Source organism: Streptomyces sp. NPDC026515 (assembly GCF_055567595.1).
Genome location: NZ_JBVHQD010000018.1, coordinates 72147 through 88927 on the forward strand (window position 1 = coordinate 72147; position 16781 = coordinate 88927).

Sequence of the window (16781 nt, forward strand, 5' to 3'; positions counted from 1 at the left end):
CCGCTGAAGTCGCGAGACCCTGCTCAGGGCCACACCAAGCAGTACGGCTGATGCCCCGCCTCATGCAGCCGGTGGCTGAAGTCCTGCCACTCGTGCAGCAGCTGGTACACGTTGAACGCGTCCCTCGGGCCGCCCCGGTCCGGGACCGTCGACCAGATGAAGGCCGCCGCGCCGACCGCTTCCTCACCTATGCCGCGCAGCGGGTCGACGACCGTCATGGGGAGCTTGACCACCGCGTAGTCCGGGTGCAGGACGACCAGCTCCAGGGGTGGCACCTTGTTGAGAGGTACGCCTTCGATGCCCGTCAGCACCATCGCGGCCATGGTCTCCGGCTTGATCTTCGTGAACATGCCGTTCATGCCGAGCTCGTCCCCGCCGAGTTCCTCGGGGCGCATCGAGATCGGGACCCGGGCCGCGGTCGCGCCGTCCGGTGCGCCGAAGTATTTGTACGTCACCCCCACCCGACCACCATTCCTGCTCCCGGTCTGAAGACGGTCGATCCGGCGATCGATCCGCTGGCCCCTCTGGTCCCACTGATCGATACGTCGGTCGCGCCGCTCGGACTCACCCGGTACGCCGCTCTGTTCCTGACGTGCTGCCTCAGCCGCTTCCTCCGCGTCGCGTCGGTGCCTTCCCTGCCGGGCACGTCGAGGACCCAGGTCGTCAGTCCCCTCGCCCAGTCCGCCACCGCGATGCATATCTCCACCCGACTGCTTTTCTAGGACGCGTGGCCCCCGCCGCGCAACCCGATCATCGTGTCAGTGACCTCCCCCACGGCCGCCCGCCGAAACGTGCGTCGAAACATCAGTCCGCAGGATCTTTACAGCCTCCGGCCGGCTACGTACCGGATGAGCTGGGTGTATCGGATCACAGTCTCGCAGATGCCCCGGGCCCCGCGCGGGGCCCGCCGTACTCCGGCGGGAGAAGTACCCCACCGCCGGTCCGTCACCGGTCCCGTCTCCGGTCCGCCGCCGGTCCCGTCACCCCGAGAAGGCCACCGCCGCTGCGAGCAGAGCTTCCTCCTCCGCCTACCCTGAGGAGGTCACCCCAGCAACCGGAGTCCGAGAAGCCGGAGTAGCCGCACGCCATGAGTGCCCAGAGCGAAACGCCCTATCCCTACGACGCGCCCGCCTCACAGGCGCTCTTCGACCGCGCCTCCGCGGTCACGCCCGGCGGCGTGAACTCCCCGGTGCGCGCCTTCCGTGCCGTCGGCGGCACCCCTCGCTTCATGGTCTCCGGCAAGGGGGCCTACCTCACCGACGCCGACGGCCGCGAGTACGTCGACCTGGTCTGCTCCTGGGGACCGATGATCCTCGGGCACTCCCACCCCGAGGTCATCGCCGCGGTCCAGGACGCCGTCTTGCGCGGTACCTCCTTCGGTACGCCCGGCGAGGGCGAGGTCGCCCTGGCCGAGGAGATGGTCGCCCGGATCGCGCCCCTGGAGCAGGTGCGGCTCGTCAGCAGCGGGACCGAGGCCACCATGTCCGCGATCCGGCTGGCCCGCGGCTTCACCCGGCGCACCAAGGTGATCAAGTTCGCCGGGTGTTACCACGGTCACGTCGACTCGCTGCTCGCGGCGGCCGGCAGCGGGGTCGCCACCTTCGCGCTGCCCGACACCCCCGGTGTCACCGGTGCCCAGGCCGGCGACACGATCGTGCTGCCGTACAACGATCTCGAAGCCGTGCAGGAGGCCTTCCACCGGCATCCCGGGGAGATCGCCTGCGTGATCACCGAGGCCTCGCCGGGCAACATGGGCGTCGTGCCGCCCGCGCCCGGGTTCAACCAGGGGGTCAGGGACACCTGCCACAAGAACGGCGCCCTGTACATCTCCGACGAGGTCATGACCGGGTTCCGGACGAGCCGGGCCGGATGGTTCGGGATCGACGGGGTGGTCCCCGACCTGATGACCTTCGGGAAGGTGATGGGGGGCGGCTTCCCGGCCGCCGCCTTCGGCGGACGCGAGGACGTGATGGCGCACCTCGCCCCGGCCGGGCCCGTCTACCAGGCCGGTACCCTCTCCGGGAACCCCGTCGCCACCGCCGCCGGGCTGGCCCAGCTGCGGCTGCTCGACGAGGCGGCGTACGAGAAGGTGGACGCCGTCTCCGCGCAGATCCAGGCGCTGGTCTCCGAGGCGCTGAACAAGGAGGGCGTGGCGCACCAGGTGCAGACCGCCTCCAACATGTTCTCCGTCTTCTTCACCAACAGGCCGGTGCGGAACTACGAGGACGCGCGGGGCCAGGAGTCCTTCCGGTTCACCGCCTTCTTCCACTCCCTCCTCTCCGACGGCGTCTACCTGCCGCCGTCGTCCTTCGAGTCCTGGTTCGTCTCCACGGCCCACGACGAGCGGGCCGTCCAGAAGATCGCCGACGCCCTTCCGGCGGCGGCCCGAGCGGCAGCGGAGGCCACGGCAGCATGAGCGAGCAGCAGGACATCACCGTCGTCCACGTGATGCGGCACGGCGAGGTCGACAACCCCGACGGGGTGCTGTACGGCCGTCTTCCCGGCTACCACCTCTCCGAGCTCGGCCGGAAGATGGCCGACCGGGTCGCCGAGCACCTCGCCCCGCGGGACGTGACGTACGTCGTCGCCTCGCCGCTGGAGCGTGCGCAGGAGACCGCCACCCCGATCGCCAAGGCGCACGGGCTCGACCTCGCCACCGACGAGCGGCTCATCGAGGCGGAGAACATCTTCCAGGGCAAGACCTTCGGTGTCGGCGACGGAGCGCTGAAGAACCCCGCCAACTGGAAGTACCTCGTCAACCCGTTCCGGCCGTCGTGGGGCGAGCCCTACGTCGACCAGGTCGTCCGGATGCGGGGCGCGCTGGACGCGGCCAGGGACCGGGCACGGGGTCACGAGGCGGTGCTGGTCAGCCACCAGCTGCCGATCTGGATCCTGCGGTCCTACGTCGAGAAGCGCCGGCTGTGGCACGACCCGCGCAAGCGGCAGTGCACTCTGGCCTCCCTGACGACTTTCACATACGAAGGGGACAGGATCGTCTCCGTCGGGTACGCCGAGCCGGCCATCGACCTCGTCCCGGTCCACCTCCGCGCCGGCGCCAAGCCGGTGAAGGGGAAGGGCAAGGCCTTCGGGGCGTGAACTCCGCGCCGCCGAAACCGGTTTCATTAAAATAATCTGAAAATATGTGCTTCCGTGTGGAACCTCCCGGTTCGTCCCGGCCTCTGAGTGGGTGACCACCAGCGGACGTGACGAATCGGGGAACCATGCGGACCTTCACCCGAAGGGGAATTCTCGGCGCCGGCGCGGGCGCCGCGGCCGGACTGGGCCTCGCCGGCTGCGGGTCCACGCACACATCGTCGGACGGGACGACCCATGCCGGCGGTTCCGGCGGAACCCCCTCCGCAACGCCCAAGCCCAAACCCAAGCCCACCGCCCGCCCCCTGGGCGACGGCTCCACCTCGAACACCGGCAAGCAGCCCCACCAGCCCGCCGCCCCCGAGCCGCTGGAGCCCGGCCAGACCCCGCCGCAGTTCGTGATCTTCTCCTGGGACGGCGCCGGCGAGGTCGGCAACGGCCTCTTCCCGCGCTTCCTGGACCTGGCCAGGGAACACGGCGCGTCGATGACCTTCTTCCTCTCGGGGCTGTACCTGCTCCCCGAGTCGAAGAAGCGGCTGTACAACCCGCCGAACAACCCCCGTGGCGCTTCCGACATCGGCTACCTCACCGACGAGCACATCAAGGCGACGCTCACCAACGTCCGCCGCGCCTGGCTCGAAGGGCACGAGATCGGCACCCACTTCAACGGGCACTTCTGCGGCGGCTACGGCACGGTCGGCAACTGGACGCCCAAGCAGTGGCGCAGCGAGATAGACCAGGCCAAGGCGTTCGTGAAGGAGTGGCGGACCAACAGCGGCTGGACCGACCTGCCGTCCCTGCCCTTCGACTACGACAAGGAGCTGGTCGGCGGCCGCACGCCCTGCCTGCTCGGCCAGAACAACCTGCTGCCCACCGCCCGCGAGCTCGGCTGGCGCTACGACGCCTCCTCGCCGGGCGGCCGCCAGGTCTGGCCGGACAGGAAGCTGGGCATCTGGGACCTGCCGCTGCAGCAGATACCGTTCCCGGGGCACTCCTTCGAGGTCCTGTCCATGGACTACAACATGCTCGCCAACCAGTCGGTCAACTCGACGAAGGCCCCGGCCTACAACTACCCGGGCTGGCGACACCAGTCCACACAGTCGTACATAGCCGGATTCGAGCGGGCATACACGACAAACCGGGCACCGTTCTTCATAGGCAACCACTTCGAGCAGTGGAACGGCGGCATCTACATGGACTCCGTAGAGGAGGCCTTCAAGCACATCGCCCGCGAGAAGGAGAAGGGCGCCGACGTGCGCATGGTCTCCTTCCGCCAGTTCGTGGACTGGATGGACGTCCAGAAGCCCGAGGTCCTCGCGAAGCTGCGCACGCTGGACGTGGGGCAGCGCCCGGCGGGCGGCTGGAAGACGCTCCTCAAGAAGGGCGCCGCGGCCTGAAAGGGCCGTTCCCCGGACCGAGGGGGGTGCGCAAGATCCCCAGAACGGGCATGCGAAACTTTTCACATGAGTACCCGTAGCCGCGCCGTCCTGCTCGGCGCCATGGCCGCCTCGGCGGCCCTGACCCTGTCCGCGTGCGGCAATGGCGGTACCTCGGGCGGAGGCGGCAACACCAACTTCGTCACCGGCAAGAACGGCATCGACACGGTCGCGAAGGGCCACCGCGCGGCGGCCCCGGACCTGTCGGGCAGGACCATCGACGGCAGCACGCTGGACGTCGCGGACTACAAGGGCAAGGTCGTGGTCCTCAACGTGTGGGGATCCTGGTGCAGCCCGTGCCGCGCCGAGGCGCCCTACTTCGCCTCCGTCTCCAAGGAGTACGCGAGCAAGGGCGTCCAGTTCGTCGGCATCAACACCCGCGACACCAGCACCGGTTCCGCGGTCGCCTTCGAGAAGCAGAACGGCATCGGCTACCCGAGCCTGTACGACCCGACGGGCAAGCTGATGCTCCGGTTCAAGAAGGGCACGCTCAACCCGCAGGCCATCCCCTCCACTCTGGTCCTCGACCGGCAGGGCAACGTCGCGGCGCGCTCGCTGGCGGCGCTCAGCGAGGAGAACCTGCTGAAGATGATCAAGCCGGTCGTCGCGGAGAAGTGACGTGAGCGCACTCCTCACGGTCGCGGCCGCGACCGACGGACCGAACACGACCGTCCTGAACGGCGCGCTGCTGCTCGCCCTGCCGATCGCGCTGCTCGGCGGACTCGTCTCCTTCTTCTCCCCGTGCGTGCTGCCCCTCGTGCCCGGATACCTGTCGTACGTCACGGGGGTCGCCGGGACGGACCTCGCCGAAGCCCGGCGGGGCCGGATGGCCGCCGGCGCAGCACTCTTCGTGCTCGGCTTCACCGCCGTGTTCGTGTCGGGCGGAGCCCTGTTCGGCTACTTCGGCCAGGACCTCCAGGAACAGTCCGGCACCCTGGGCAAGGTGCTCGGAGTCCTGATGATCGTCCTGGGCGTGTTCTTCATGGGCCTGATGCCCTGGTTCACCCAGCGCGAGTTCCGCTTCCACCGGCGGCCGGTGACCGGTCTGATAGGGGCACCGCTGCTCGGCGCGCTGTTCGGCATCGGCTGGACCCCGTGCATCGGCCCGACGCTCTCCGCCGTGCTGAGCCTCTCCGCCCAGCAGGGCAGCGCCGGCCGCGGCGCCGTACTGACGGTCGCGTACTGCCTCGGCCTCGGCGTGCCCTTCGTGCTCACCGCGGTCGCGTTCCGCAAGGCGCTCGGCGCCTTCGGCTGGGTCAAGCGCCACTATGTCTGGGTGATGCGCATCGGCGGCACGATGATGATCGTGACCGGTGTGCTGCTGCTGACCGGGGCCTGGGACGGCCTCGTGCAGGAGATGCAGGGCTGGTCCGACGGCTTCACTGTAGGGATCTGATCGATGAGTTCGAGTTCGAAGCACGTCTCCGACGATCAGGAACTCGGTGCGGCCGGCTCGCAGCTGTCCACCGCGCCCTCCCAGGACGAGCCGCCGATCGTCCCCGGCATCGGTGTCGTCGGCTGGGCCCGCTGGTTCTGGCGGCAGCTGACCTCCATGCGGGTCGCGCTGCTGCTGCTCCTGCTGCTGTCGCTGGGCGCGATCCCCGGTTCGCTGATCCCGCAGTCCGGCGCCGACATCTCCAAGGTCGACGACTTCCGCAAGGCCCACAGGACGCTGTCGCCGCTCTACGACAAGCTCGGCCTGTTCCACGTCTACAGCTCGGTGTGGTTCTCGGCGATCTACATCCTGCTGTTCGTCTCCCTCGTCGGCTGCATCATCCCGCGCGCCTGGCAGTTCGTGGGCCAGCTGCGCGGCCGGCCGCCGGGCGCGCCGAAGCGGCTGGACCGCCTCCCGGCGTACACCACCTGGCGGACCACGGCCGCTCCCGAAGAGGTCCGTGACGCGGCGCTGACGCTGCTGAAGAAGCGGCGCTTCCGGTCGCACCTCGTCGGGGACGCGGTCGCGGCCGAGAAGGGCTACGTCCGCGAGTTCGGCAACCTGGTCTTCCATGTCGCGCTGATCGTGATGCTGATCGCGTTCGCCTCCGGGCAGATGTACAAGTCGGACGGCACCAAGCTGGTCGTCGAGGGCGACGGGTTCGCCAACTCGATCCTCCAGTACGACGACTTCAAGTCCGGTTCCCTGTTCAGTACCGACGACCTGGTGCCGTTCAGCTTCGACCTGAAGAACTTCAAGGCCAGCTACCAGACCAGCGGCCCCAGCAAGGGCACCCCGGTCACCTTCAGCGCGGACATCGACTACAGCGAGGGCGCCTACGGCAAGCCGAAGCGGACCACCATCAAGGTGAACGAGCCGCTGCGCATCGACGACGCCAAGGTCTACCTCGTCAGCCACGGCTATGCCCCCGTCGTCACGGTCCGTGACGCCAAGGGCGACGTCGTCTACCACGACGCCGTGCCGCTGCTCCCGCTCGACGCCAACGTCACCTCGCAGGGCGTGGTCAAGGTGATGGACGGCTACAAGAACCCGCAGGGGATCAGCGAGCAGCTCGGTATCTCGGCGTTCTTCCTGCCGACCTACGGCGGCGGCTCCTCCGTCCTGTCCACCTTCCCGGCGCTGGGCAACCCGGTGCTGAACCTGACGCCGTACCACGGTGACCTCGGCGTCGACTCGGGTATCCCGCAGAGCGTCTACCAGCTCGACAAGTCCCACATGAAGGAGTTCAAGGACTCCAAGGGGGCGCAGTTCCGCGACAACCTGAAGCCCGGGCAGACCATGCAGCTGCCGAACGGCGCCGGTTCCGTGACGTTCGAGAAGGACGTCAAGGAATGGGCAGGCTTCGAGATCGTCCAGGAGCCCGGCAGCGGCTGGGCGCTGGGCGGCGCGCTCGCCGCGATCTTCGGTCTCGCCGCCTCGCTGTTCATCCAGCGCCGCCGCGTCTGGGTGCGGGCCGTGCCGGGCGCGGACGGTGTGACGGTGGTCGAGATGGCCGGGCTCGGCCGCAGCGAGTCGGCGAAGGTGCCCGAGGAACTGGGCGACCTCGCGGGAATCCTCTACGACCAGGCGCCGGGGGCTTCCGATCCCGGCGAAGACGACCATTCAGCAGCATCCCCCGTACCTGCCGAAGGGGCTGAGAAGCGATGACTTCCGCCACCGCAACCACGCTCGCCGCGACCAACGAGCATCTCGCGAGCATGAGCAACACGCTCATCTACTCCTCGATGGCCGTCTACACACTGGCCTTCTTCGCCTACATCTTCGAGTGGCTGCTGGGCAGCCGCAGCCGCGTCGCCCGGACCGCCAACGCCCTCACCACCGACACCGCGGCGAGGAAGGCGCCGGCGGTCACGGTCAAGAAGGCCGGCGGCACCGCCGTACTCGAACGTCCGAAGGTCGTCGTGCGCTCCGCGGCGGGCTCGCGTGACGTGCCGGACGGCCCCGGCGCCCACGGCGGCGACGAGCAGGGCGACCTCTACGGCCGGATCGCGATCTCCCTCACGGTCCTCGCCTTCCTCGTGGAGCTGGCCGGTGTGATCACCCGGGCCGCCTCCGTGCAGCGGGCGCCGTGGGGCAACATGTACGAGTTCAACATCACGTTCTCCACGGTGGCCGTCGCCATCTACCTCGGGCTGCTGGCCCTGAAGAAGAACGTCCGCTGGATGGGCCTCTTCCTCATCACCACGGTCCTGCTCGACCTCGGTCTCGCGGTCACCGTTCTGTACACGGCGAGCGAGCCGCTGGTCCCGGCCCTGCACTCGTACTGGCTGTACATCCACGTCTCGACCGCCATCTTCTGCGGCGCGGTCTTCTACGTGGGCGCGGTCGCCACGGTCCTGTACCTCTTCAAGGACTCCTACGAGAACAAGCTGGAGACCGGCGGCACCCCCGGCCGCTTCGCCACCTCGGTCCTGGACCGGCTGCCGGCGTCGGCCTCGCTGGACAAGTTCGCCTACCGGGTCAACGCGGCGGTCTTCCCGCTGTGGACCTTCACGATCATCGCCGGTGCGATCTGGGCGGGCAGCGCCTGGGGCCGGTACTGGAACTGGGATCCCAAGGAGACCTGGTCCTTCATCACCTGGGTCGCCTACGCCTGCTACCTGCACGCCCGGGCCACCGCCGGCTGGAAGGGCCGCAAGGCCGCCTACCTGGCGATGCTCGCGTTCGGCTGCTGGCTGTTCAACTACTACGGCGTCAACATCTTCGTCACCGGCAAGCACTCCTACGCGGGCGTGTGAGCCGGCGAAGGGCGACACTGGTGCCATGGCCGTCCTTCAGCTGGTGATCCGACTGCCGAGGCCGATGGGCCAGGTCTGGCCGAGCCTGTCCACCCCGGAGGGCCTGGCCGCCTGGCTCACCCCGGTCGACGTGCTGCAACCGAGACTGGGCGGCACGGTCACCCTCGGCGACCTCGGCACGGGCAGGGTGACGGCCTGGGACGTCGACCGGATCGCCGAGTACACGGTGGCGGGCGGCGGCAGGATCCGCTTCCACCTGGAACACGACGGCGAGTCCGGCACGGTCCTGCGCTTCACCCACGAGTCCGGGGACGCGACGGCCACGGAGCAGCAGTGGTCGAGTCGTTTCGAACGTCTGACCGAGCTCTTGGCGGTGTGAGAACCCGGGCACCCGCCTACGACGGCGGCAGACACGCTCCGCCCGGCGGCTTCCCCTCGGGCCAGGCCAGGGTCACGAACCGCGAGCCGCCCTCCGGCCGCAGCTCCACGATCGGCACGGCCTTGTCGTACGGATTCCCGTGCACGTCCAGGCAGATCCACCCGCTCGCCCCGTCCACCCGCAGCGACCCCTTCACCTGAGGCCACTGCAACCCCACGTCGGCGAGCGTCGGCACCGACCTCCCCTGGGGCACCGCCTCGCGGATGCCGTGCACCGCGAGCCGCATCGCGTCGTACCCGATGATCAGCTGCCCGTCCTCCAGGGCCACCGGCCCGATCGGTCCCACCGGTGACTTCTCGGCCGTCGTCAGCAGCCGGGTCAGCGTCCCCGCCGCCACGGCCGAACCCCCGGTTCTCGGATTGTCCCCGAGCCAGGCGTCCGGATGGGCGAGAGCGGTGTACCGGACCGACAGACGGTGCCGGAGGGCGTCCCGGTCCAGGTGCTTCTCGCCGGTGAGGTACGACCCCTCGTCCCCGGTCAGCACCGTGAACGTGCGGTCCTGGCAGCCCCGTGCGCCCAGCGCGTTGATGAACTGCCGCAGCTGCGTGTGCCGGCCGGCGAACAGGATCGTGTCGGTCGACCGCGAGGTGTCGCAGACCAGGTTGGTGATCTGCCGGAACGTGTTCGCGGTCGTCCCCTCCTTGCTGCGGTCGGCCGGCGGTGTGAACGGCTGGGGTTCGTAGGGCGAACCCTTGATCAGCGCGGCGAACGAGTTCTGGAGCGTGCGGGTGTAGGGGTCGCCCGGCTTGTCGTACACCAGCAGCGCGCGGCCCGCGCCGACCTTGGCGAAGGAGGCGAGGGCACGGGCCTCGTCGGTGTTGGTGGGGGAGACCCGGGCCAGACCGGGATAGGGGTCCTTGCCGCCCTGCCCGTTGGCGAGGTCGTCGGCGGTGATCGACGAACCCACCACCGGGATCCCCCGCCGGGTCAGCTCCTTGACGGCCTTCTTGTTGTCGTCGGTGCTCTGCCCGACCCCGGCCACCGCCCGCAGCCGGTCCGCGGAGTCGGTCATGGCGGCCAGCCGGTCCACCATCTCCTTCCAGTACCGGCTGGTCGCACCGGGGTTGGCCAGCACCAGCCGGATCGCCGGGGACTGGCCGTTGGAGTCGTGGTTGGCCTGGTACTGGGCCAGGTAGGCACCCTGGAGTTCGTGCTGGATGTCGGCGAGGCTCGCCGCCGCCGTCGCGGTGTACGGCAGCATCACCGCGACCGTCACATAACGTCCGGGCCTCAGGCGGGCGTTCTCCCGGGCGATGGCCCGTACCGTGGCGCGGAGCTGCGGATGCCCGAAGTCGAACGCCGTCGTCGCCACGCCCACGCACTCGTCACTGCCCTCGGGCCGGGCCACCCCCGGCGCGCAGGACCGGTCCTCGCGGACCGCCGTCCGCACCCCGATCACCAGACCCGCGACCAGCCCCGCCGCGACCAGCAGGGCGAGACAGCGGCGCAGTGGGATCTCCCAGACGCCCTCGCGCAACCACGTGCCCACGCCCCGCCGCGCCATCACGCCACCCCGCTCCGCTCGTCGTCGCCCTCGTCGTCGTCCTCCTGCGGCGGACGCCCCGCCAGGGCCGCCGCGGGCCAGACCCGGGAGGCCTGCCACAGCAGGGCGTTGTCGGCCGGACGCAGGTTGGACAACTGCTCCAGCTCGAAGCGCAGCCGGTCACCCACCTTCGGGTCGGGCACCACCAGCGGGTCGGTGAGATACCACAGCGCGTGCAGCAACCGCCGTACACGCAGGTGCAGTACGGGGTCCGCGCCCTCGGGGACCAGGTGGCTCGCGTCGGTGCGGCCCAGTGCCACCGCCGCCCGCCGGTCGCCGTGCCCGGCGAAGTCGCGGCCCTCGGCGTCGTGGGCGTGGAAGTAGGGCGCCGAGGCGAGGAAACGCAGGGTGCGCAGCCAGTCGGGCGTCTCCACGGTCAGGAAGGTGTCGTGGAGGTGGGCGACGGCCTGCCCGGTCTCCCCGAGCGCCATCCGCAGGTGCAGCCGGAAGCCGGCCGGCCAGTCCCCGGCGTAGTAGGCGATCAGCGTCTCGTGGACCGTGCGCCACTCGCCGTGGTCGCTGTCCCGCAGATGCAGCCGGAGCAGGAGCAGGGTGCGGACGAAGCGGTCACCGACGAACTGCCCGTACCCGACCGGCATTCCCTCCTGGGCCAGCCGGTCCTGCAGCGCCCGTACGCCCGAGGGGCCGAAGTCGTCCGGGAGCAGCGCCTCGGCGAGGGCGCACGCCGAACCGTAGTCGTGCGCGGCCGCCAGTACGGTCAGTTCGTCCAGCCGGTCCGCAGGGACCAGCCGGTCCAGGAGCTGCACGTACACGGGGGCCGCCGGGCCGTCCTCGGTCAGCCGTACCTCGGCCGTCAGCAGCTCGCCCAGCGTGCCGACGCGGTCCGGGTGCTGGGCCGCCGCCTCCGCGAGCACGGCGATGCCCAGCGGGTTTCCGCCGGTCAACCGGTGCACCATGTGAGGCAGTTGGGGTGCGGCCGGGGTGGCGACCAGATGCAGGGTGTCGTCGGGGGAGAGCGGCGGTAACGCCACCAGCAGCGCCCGTGAGGACGCTGCCGCCGTGTCCGCCACCCACTCGGTGCGCCGGGCGACCTCGGCCAGCTCCCGCCGTACGCCGTTGCGCAGCAGCTCGCGGCCGTCGCCGCGCAGACCGGCGACGAACGCCACCTGGTCGGCGACCCCGTCGGCGCGGTCGCGCAGCACGGCGTCCAGCAGGCCGGGGCCCGGTCCGGTCCCCGCGTCGTCGATCAGCACCAGCGGGCGGCCGAGCCGCTGCATCCGGGGCAGCACCCCGCTGTACGCCTCTGTCAGGTCGGCGAGCAGGGCCCGTACGAGATAGCGCTCGGCGTGCCGCCGGGAGGTGCCGCCGGCCCGGAAGTGCCCGGACAGCAGGATCAGCCCGCGCTGCGCGTGGCCGCCCGCGTTGGGATACGTGCGGTACCAGACGGACGCCTTCTGGTGCCGGCGGCTGGCGAACCCCTCGGCGACCGACTCCAGGGTGGCCTCGATGGCGCCGGAGACCAGCGGCCCGGTGCCGGTGGCGGCGGCGACCACCTTCGCGGCCACCTTCCCTGCCCACCGCCCGGCGAACCCGCTGATCCAGGAGCCGCTCTCGTTCAGCAGCAGGATCCGCTCCACCTCGCGCCGGATCCGCTCCGAGTCGGCGTCGCCCCAGCCTCCGGCGGCCACCGCGACCAGCCCGGACATGAGGCGCGGGAAGGTGATCCGCCCGGCGCCCGTCACCGGTTCGGCGAGCTGCTCGGCGACGACCAGCAGGAGCTGCGAGACCGGCGACCAGGACTCGGCGGGCCGCTCCGCGGGCGCCGCCGTGAACTGGGCCTCCGCACAGTCGACGAGCGCGACCGGTGTGTGCCCCCGGTAGGCGTCCCGCAACTCGCCGAGCACCGCGCTCTTGCCGAGCCCCCGGGTCCCGGTCAGCACCACGAACGGCAGCTCGCCGGGGTGTTCGAGGGGATGGGCACGGTGCTGGTACGGCCGTAACCCGACGATCCTCGGTATGAGCCCGGCCGGCTCCACGTCGAACAGCGCCCCACGCCCGTGCAACCGTCTGTGCAAGACATCTCCCCCCTGACGCCAGTGTAGGAAGGGGTGGTTGCTTCGGGCCAGACCGAGTGATGTCCGTCCGGTCACGAAACCGGCACCAGGAGTGACAGGGGCGGTGGCGGCCGGGACGGCGGTCAGGCGACCGTGATGGAGTCCAGCTTCTGCCTCAGGTACACGTGTGAGTCGACCGGCGGGTACGCCACCCGGCCGACCGGTGCCGGGACCGACTCGACGACCGTGCCCGGAGTGCACTCGCCGAAGTAGACGAGGGACATCAGTTCCTCCTCCGGCGCGTCCGTGGGCGGCGGCAGCACCCGGTGCCGCCCGGACCGCCACCGGTCGCCGGTCCAACGGGCCATCAGGTCACCGATGTTGACGGTGAAGGCGGCCGGGTCGTACGGCGCGTCCTCCCAGCCGCCCTCATCGGTGTACACCTGGAGTCCGCCCCGGCCCGCCTGGCGGTCCAGGACGGTCACCGTCCCGAAGTCGGTGTGCGGCCCGATGCGGAACTGCCCCGGCTCGGGCTCGCCGACCACCCCGGTCCCCGGATACCAGTTGATGTTGAAGCCGTACGTCGGGTGGTCCATGTGCCGGGAGAAGAAGTGCCCTTCCAGACCGAGCGCGTGTCCCAGCAGCTCCAGCAGCGTCTTCTCCAGTTCGCCCATCCTCTGCAGGTACTCCTCGCAGACCGCCCGCAGCTCCGGCACCTCGGCCGGCCACACGTTGGGCGCGTACCACTCCGCGTTGGTCACCGGGTCCTCGAAGGGTTCGTGGGTCGCGAAGGTCAGCGACTCCTTGAGGTCGGGCGGGGTCTCGGTGCCCTCCGAGTAGCCGTTGGCCTCCGCGCCGGGCCCGAGCCAGCCGCGCCCGCCGACCTTCGCCGTGTAGGCCGCCTTCACCTCCGCGGGCAGCGTGAAGAAGGCCCGCGCGGCCTCCCGTACGCCGTCGCGCAGCCCGGTGCCGACGCCGTGGCCGGTGACGAGCAGGAAGCCGGCGCTCTGCAGGGCGGCGTCGACGGTCCGGGCGATCCGGCGCCGGGTGTCCACGTCGCCGTCGAGCCAGGGCCGCAGGTCGACGGTGGGGATACGGGTGCCGGTGCCGGTGCGGGTGGTGTCACTCATCGCCGATGTCCTCGTTCCACAGGGCCGGTTGGTTCTTGATGAAGGCGCGCATCACGTCGACGCACTCCGGGTCGTCCAGCAGGACGATCTCCACGCCGTGCTCGGCGAGCCAGTCGTGGCCGCCGTGGAAGGTGGTCGCCTCGCCGATCACGACCCGGGAGATCCCGAACTGGCGGACCAGACCCGAGCAGTACCAGCACGGGGACAGGGTCGTCACCATGGTGGTGCCCCGGTACGACCGCTGCCGTCCCGCCGCGCGGAAGGCGGCGGTCTCGGCGTGCAGGGACGGGTCGCCGTCCTGCACCCGCCGGTTGTGCCCGCGGCCGAGCAGCGAGCCGTCGGCGCCGTAGAGCGCGGCGCCGATCGGAACGCCCCCCTCCGCGAGCCCGGCGCGGGCCTCGGCGACGGCGGTGGCGAGCCAGGTCCGTGCTTGCAGCTGATCCATGTCTTCACTCTCCTGTGGCCGAAACACGAGGGCAACGTGCGGAAAGTACCCTCCGGGCAAGCCGCGGCCGGACGAAACGTCAGCGCCCGTGCCCGTCCCCTGGAGGTTCCCGTGCCCGCACTCACCCTCCGCGACGTCCTGGCCCTCGACCAGGTGCGGGCGGCCGGCCCCGAGCTGCTGGCCGGTGCTGACGCCCTGGACCTGCCGGTCCGCTGGGTCCACACCAGCGAGGTTTATGAGGGCGTCAACTTCCTCGACGGCGGCGAGCTGCTGCTCACCAACGGCTTCGGGCTGACCGGCGTCGGCGAGGAGGTCCGTCGTCGCTACGTCCGTGAGCTGGCCGCGCGCGGTGCGGCCGGGCTCGCGGTGGAGGTCGGCCGGTCGCTGCCGAGCATGCCGCCCGAGGTGACCGACGAGGCCCGCACCCGGGGACTGCCCCTGCTGGCCCTGCACCGGGTGGTGCCCTTCGTGCGGATCGCGGAGGCCGCCAACCGGGCGATCGTCGCCCGCGGACTGTCCGGGCGGGCGGCGGTACGGCCCTGGGGCGACGACCACACGGTGGCCCTGCTGGCCGACCTGGCCGACCGGGCCGCGCTGAACCAGCCGGAGGTGGAGGCCCGCTCGGCGCTCGCCGGGTTCCGTCCGGGGCCGGGTGCGCGGCTGATCGGGGTGTCGGTGCACGGGACGAGGGAGACCGGGGTGGTGGACCGGGCGGTACGGCTGTCGGGCGGGGCGGGGGTGATGCGGGCGGCGTTCCCCGGGGACGTCCTCGCGCTGATCGCACTGGCCGGTGCCGGTGCCGGACAGGGTTCCCGCGATCCCGTGCGCGCGGTTCAGGAGGCCTTCCGTACGGTCGCCGGCTCCGGGCTGACCGTCGCCGTCGGGCACGCCGTCGAGGCGGGCGGCGGCTGGCTGCACTGGAGCGAGACGCTGCGCGCGGCCCGCACCACCCTCGAACTGGCGCTGACCGTGCCGCCCGCCGAACCCACCGCCCCCGAGGGGCCGTTGGTGACCTCCGCGCGCGCCCTCGCCCTGGAGCGGGAGCTGACCCGGGGCGGTGTCGCCGCCAACCGCGAACGCCTCACCGCGCTCGTCCGGCACACCCTCGGCCCGCTGCTCGCCTGGGAGGCCGCCCACGCCAGCGACCTGGTCCGCACCCTGGAGACGCACCTGCGCCACGGCTGCTCCCCGACCCGCACCGCGGCCCTGCTCCACATCGGCCGCCAGTCCCTCTACCAGCGCCTGGAGCGCATCGAGACCCTCCTCGGCCTGGAGATCGACGACCCGGACCTGCTGGGCGAACTGCTGACGGCGGCCTGCGCGCACCGGCTGGTACGGGGGGCCGGAGCGGCGCTGGGCGGCCTGCGCACGGTGGCCTGAGCCGGCCGGCCCTCACCCGATGGTGGCCCTCCCGCCCGGCAGACGGGCGACTGCGCGTGCGTGGCGCGCGGGCCCCGCGGACGCTGGGACGGTGGCCGACGGGATCAGCGGTGAGGGCGATGATCGTAACGAGGGTGTCGGTGCCGGACGGGGGCAGGACACGAGTGTCCCTGGCGGAGGCCCGGCGGCTGCTCGTCGAGGACCCGTTCCTGCTCCTCGGGGTCCAGCTGCTCGATGAGGCGGACCCCACGGACGAGCAGGTCGCCCGCCGGTTCGGCCTGGACGACGAGGACCTGGACTGGTTCGGCAGGCCGGACGAGTCGCCACGGGCCGAATTCCTCGGGGACTTCGCCGGTTTCGTCGTGCCCGTGGTCATCGACGACCGGATCGCCTATGTGCACGCCCTGGCGGGCGAGCGCTTCGTGCTGGCCGCCCACTGGGGCCAGGACGTCCTGGCGTCGGGCTTCACGGCGCAGCTGTGCAGGGAGCGCCCGCGGGACGCCGTGGCCACCCTTTTCCTGCTGCTTCAGGAGGGGCTGGCGACCTTCCGCCGGGCCACGGTGCGGGCGCTGCTCCAGGTGGAGGAGCTGGAGGACGGCATGTTCGAGGACCGGCGCCCCGAGCAGATCTACCTGCTGTCCCAGCTGCGCCGCCGGGCCGCGCTGCTGCACCACTCGCTGCTGCCCTACCTCCAGGCGGTCGACGACGTGGTGGCCCGCCGGATGACGAGCAGTGACTTCCCGGCCGAACGGCAGCGTCTGGCTCAGGAGTTCGTCCGTTCGGCCCGGCTGGTCCGCACGGACATCGAGTCCCTCCAGGATGCCGCCCGCCGCGCCCTGGCCAGTTACTCGTCCCTGATCGCGGGCGAACAGAACGGCGTGATCAACCGGCTGGCCATCGTGTCGGTGATCTTCCTGCCGCTGTCGTTCCTGACCGGGTTCTTCGGCATGAACTTCACCTTCCTGACGGACAAGCTGGAGACCCGGGACGAGTTCTGGCTGCTCGCCGTGGGCCTCCAGATCATCGCCCTGGTCGCCGCCATCTACGTGCTGCACCGCACCCGCATCTGGCGACGGCTGCGGGACGACTAGGGCGTGTTGCGAAAG

15 protein-coding genes are annotated in these 16781 nt (G+C 71.0%); 10 read left to right on the forward strand and 5 right to left on the reverse strand.

Annotated features, from left to right (window positions below; genetic code table 11):
- Positions 1 to 23: 23 nt before the first annotated feature.
- On the reverse strand, positions 24 to 698 hold the full coding sequence (locus ACZ4O3_RS32150) for a hypothetical protein (protein WP_362713377.1): 675 nt from the start codon (positions 696 to 698) through the stop codon (positions 24 to 26).
- A gap of 389 nt (positions 699 to 1087) precedes the next feature.
- Between ACZ4O3_RS32150 and hemL the strand changes: the two genes are divergently transcribed.
- From hemL to ACZ4O3_RS32190, 8 genes are all read left to right on the forward strand, one after another.
- Positions 1088 to 2416 (forward strand): glutamate-1-semialdehyde 2,1-aminomutase, encoded by a 1329-nt coding sequence (gene hemL / locus ACZ4O3_RS32155; protein WP_362713379.1) that lies wholly within the window; start codon positions 1088 to 1090, stop codon positions 2414 to 2416.
- On the forward strand, positions 2413 to 3096 hold the full coding sequence (locus tag ACZ4O3_RS32160; RefSeq protein WP_362713381.1) for a histidine phosphatase family protein: 684 nt from the start codon (positions 2413 to 2415) through the stop codon (positions 3094 to 3096). Before hemL ends, ACZ4O3_RS32160 begins: the two co-directional genes overlap by 4 nt.
- Positions 3097 to 3221: 125 nt before the next feature.
- Positions 3222 to 4490 (forward strand): polysaccharide deacetylase family protein, encoded by a 1269-nt coding sequence (locus ACZ4O3_RS32165; RefSeq protein ID WP_467725568.1) that lies wholly within the window; start codon positions 3222 to 3224, stop codon positions 4488 to 4490.
- 66 nt (positions 4491 to 4556) lie between these two features.
- Complete coding sequence (locus tag ACZ4O3_RS32170) at positions 4557 to 5147, forward strand: TlpA family protein disulfide reductase (RefSeq protein ID WP_362713385.1); 591 nt, start codon at positions 4557 to 4559, stop codon at positions 5145 to 5147.
- 1 nt (position 5148) lies between these two features.
- The gene (locus ACZ4O3_RS32175) at positions 5149 to 5925 is read left to right on the forward strand and encodes a cytochrome c biogenesis CcdA family protein (protein WP_362713387.1); all 777 of its coding nucleotides are present in this window, start codon (positions 5149 to 5151) and stop codon (positions 5923 to 5925) included.
- A 3-nt stretch (positions 5926 to 5928) separates the two neighbouring features.
- A complete protein-coding gene (resB, locus tag ACZ4O3_RS32180) occupies positions 5929 to 7632 on the forward strand; it encodes a cytochrome c biogenesis protein ResB (RefSeq protein ID WP_467725571.1) in 1704 nt (567 codons plus the stop codon).
- A complete protein-coding gene (gene ccsB / locus ACZ4O3_RS32185; protein ID WP_467725573.1) occupies positions 7629 to 8723 on the forward strand; it encodes a c-type cytochrome biogenesis protein CcsB in 1095 nt (364 codons plus the stop codon). Before resB ends, ccsB begins: the two co-directional genes overlap by 4 nt.
- Positions 8724 to 8748: 25 nt before the next feature.
- The gene (locus ACZ4O3_RS32190) at positions 8749 to 9102 is read left to right on the forward strand and encodes an SRPBCC domain-containing protein (RefSeq protein ID WP_467725575.1); all 354 of its coding nucleotides are present in this window, start codon (positions 8749 to 8751) and stop codon (positions 9100 to 9102) included.
- Between the two features lie 16 nt (positions 9103 to 9118).
- On the opposite strand, the gene ACZ4O3_RS32195 is transcribed toward ACZ4O3_RS32190, so the two are convergent.
- The 4 genes from ACZ4O3_RS32195 to ACZ4O3_RS32210 all read right to left on the reverse strand — a co-directional run bounded on the left by ACZ4O3_RS32195 (position 9119) and on the right by ACZ4O3_RS32210 (position 14295).
- Positions 9119 to 10666, reverse strand: a complete 1548-nt coding sequence (locus ACZ4O3_RS32195; protein WP_467725577.1) for a type 1 periplasmic-binding domain-containing protein — start codon at positions 10664 to 10666, stop codon at positions 9119 to 9121.
- Positions 10666 to 12741: a hypothetical protein gene (locus ACZ4O3_RS32200; RefSeq protein ID WP_467725579.1), complete on the reverse strand. Its 2076-nt coding sequence runs from the start codon at positions 12739 to 12741 to the stop codon at positions 10666 to 10668. Before ACZ4O3_RS32200 ends, ACZ4O3_RS32195 begins: the two co-directional genes overlap by 1 nt.
- 122 nt (positions 12742 to 12863) lie before the next feature.
- The gene (locus ACZ4O3_RS32205; protein WP_362713399.1) at positions 12864 to 13850 is read right to left on the reverse strand and encodes an isopenicillin N synthase family dioxygenase; all 987 of its coding nucleotides are present in this window, start codon (positions 13848 to 13850) and stop codon (positions 12864 to 12866) included.
- Positions 13843 to 14295 (reverse strand): nucleoside deaminase, encoded by a 453-nt coding sequence (locus ACZ4O3_RS32210; RefSeq protein WP_384990388.1) that lies wholly within the window; start codon positions 14293 to 14295, stop codon positions 13843 to 13845. The genes ACZ4O3_RS32205 and ACZ4O3_RS32210 overlap by 8 nt, the downstream gene beginning before the upstream one ends.
- Positions 14296 to 14406: 111 nt before the next feature.
- On the opposite strand from ACZ4O3_RS32210, the gene ACZ4O3_RS32215 reads away from it, so the two are divergent.
- Both ACZ4O3_RS32215 and ACZ4O3_RS32220 read left to right on the forward strand, forming a co-directional pair.
- A complete protein-coding gene (locus tag ACZ4O3_RS32215; RefSeq protein WP_467725580.1) occupies positions 14407 to 15675 on the forward strand; it encodes a PucR family transcriptional regulator in 1269 nt (422 codons plus the stop codon).
- Between the two features lie 119 nt (positions 15676 to 15794).
- On the forward strand, positions 15795 to 16766 hold the full coding sequence (locus ACZ4O3_RS32220; protein WP_467725582.1) for a magnesium transporter CorA family protein: 972 nt from the start codon (positions 15795 to 15797) through the stop codon (positions 16764 to 16766).
- The last annotated feature ends 15 nt before the right edge of the window (positions 16767 to 16781 follow it).

Bases quoted from the DNA above. Each gene is read 5' to 3' on its own strand.
- ACZ4O3_RS32150 (WP_362713377.1), bottom strand. From the start codon at position 698: ATGCATCGCGGTGGCGGACTGGGCGAGGGGACTGACGACCTGGGTCCT.
- hemL (WP_362713379.1), top strand. From the start codon at position 1,088: ATGAGTGCCCAGAGCGAAACGCCCTATCCCTACGACGCGCCCGCCTCA.
- ACZ4O3_RS32160 (WP_362713381.1), top strand. From the start codon at position 2,413: ATGAGCGAGCAGCAGGACATCACCGTCGTCCACGTGATGCGGCACGGC.
- ACZ4O3_RS32165 (WP_467725568.1), top strand. From the start codon at position 3,222: ATGCGGACCTTCACCCGAAGGGGAATTCTCGGCGCCGGCGCGGGCGCC.
- ACZ4O3_RS32170 (WP_362713385.1), top strand. From the start codon at position 4,557: ATGAGTACCCGTAGCCGCGCCGTCCTGCTCGGCGCCATGGCCGCCTCG.
- resB (WP_467725571.1), top strand. From the start codon at position 5,929: ATGAGTTCGAGTTCGAAGCACGTCTCCGACGATCAGGAACTCGGTGCG.
- ccsB (WP_467725573.1), top strand. From the start codon at position 7,629: ATGACTTCCGCCACCGCAACCACGCTCGCCGCGACCAACGAGCATCTC.
- ACZ4O3_RS32190 (WP_467725575.1), top strand. From the start codon at position 8,749: ATGGCCGTCCTTCAGCTGGTGATCCGACTGCCGAGGCCGATGGGCCAG.
- ACZ4O3_RS32195 (WP_467725577.1), bottom strand. From the start codon at position 10,666: ATGGCGCGGCGGGGCGTGGGCACGTGGTTGCGCGAGGGCGTCTGGGAG.
- ACZ4O3_RS32205 (WP_362713399.1), bottom strand. From the start codon at position 13,850: ATGAGTGACACCACCCGCACCGGCACCGGCACCCGTATCCCCACCGTC.
- ACZ4O3_RS32210 (WP_384990388.1), bottom strand. From the start codon at position 14,295: ATGGATCAGCTGCAAGCACGGACCTGGCTCGCCACCGCCGTCGCCGAG.
- ACZ4O3_RS32220 (WP_467725582.1), top strand. From the start codon at position 15,795: ATGATCGTAACGAGGGTGTCGGTGCCGGACGGGGGCAGGACACGAGTG.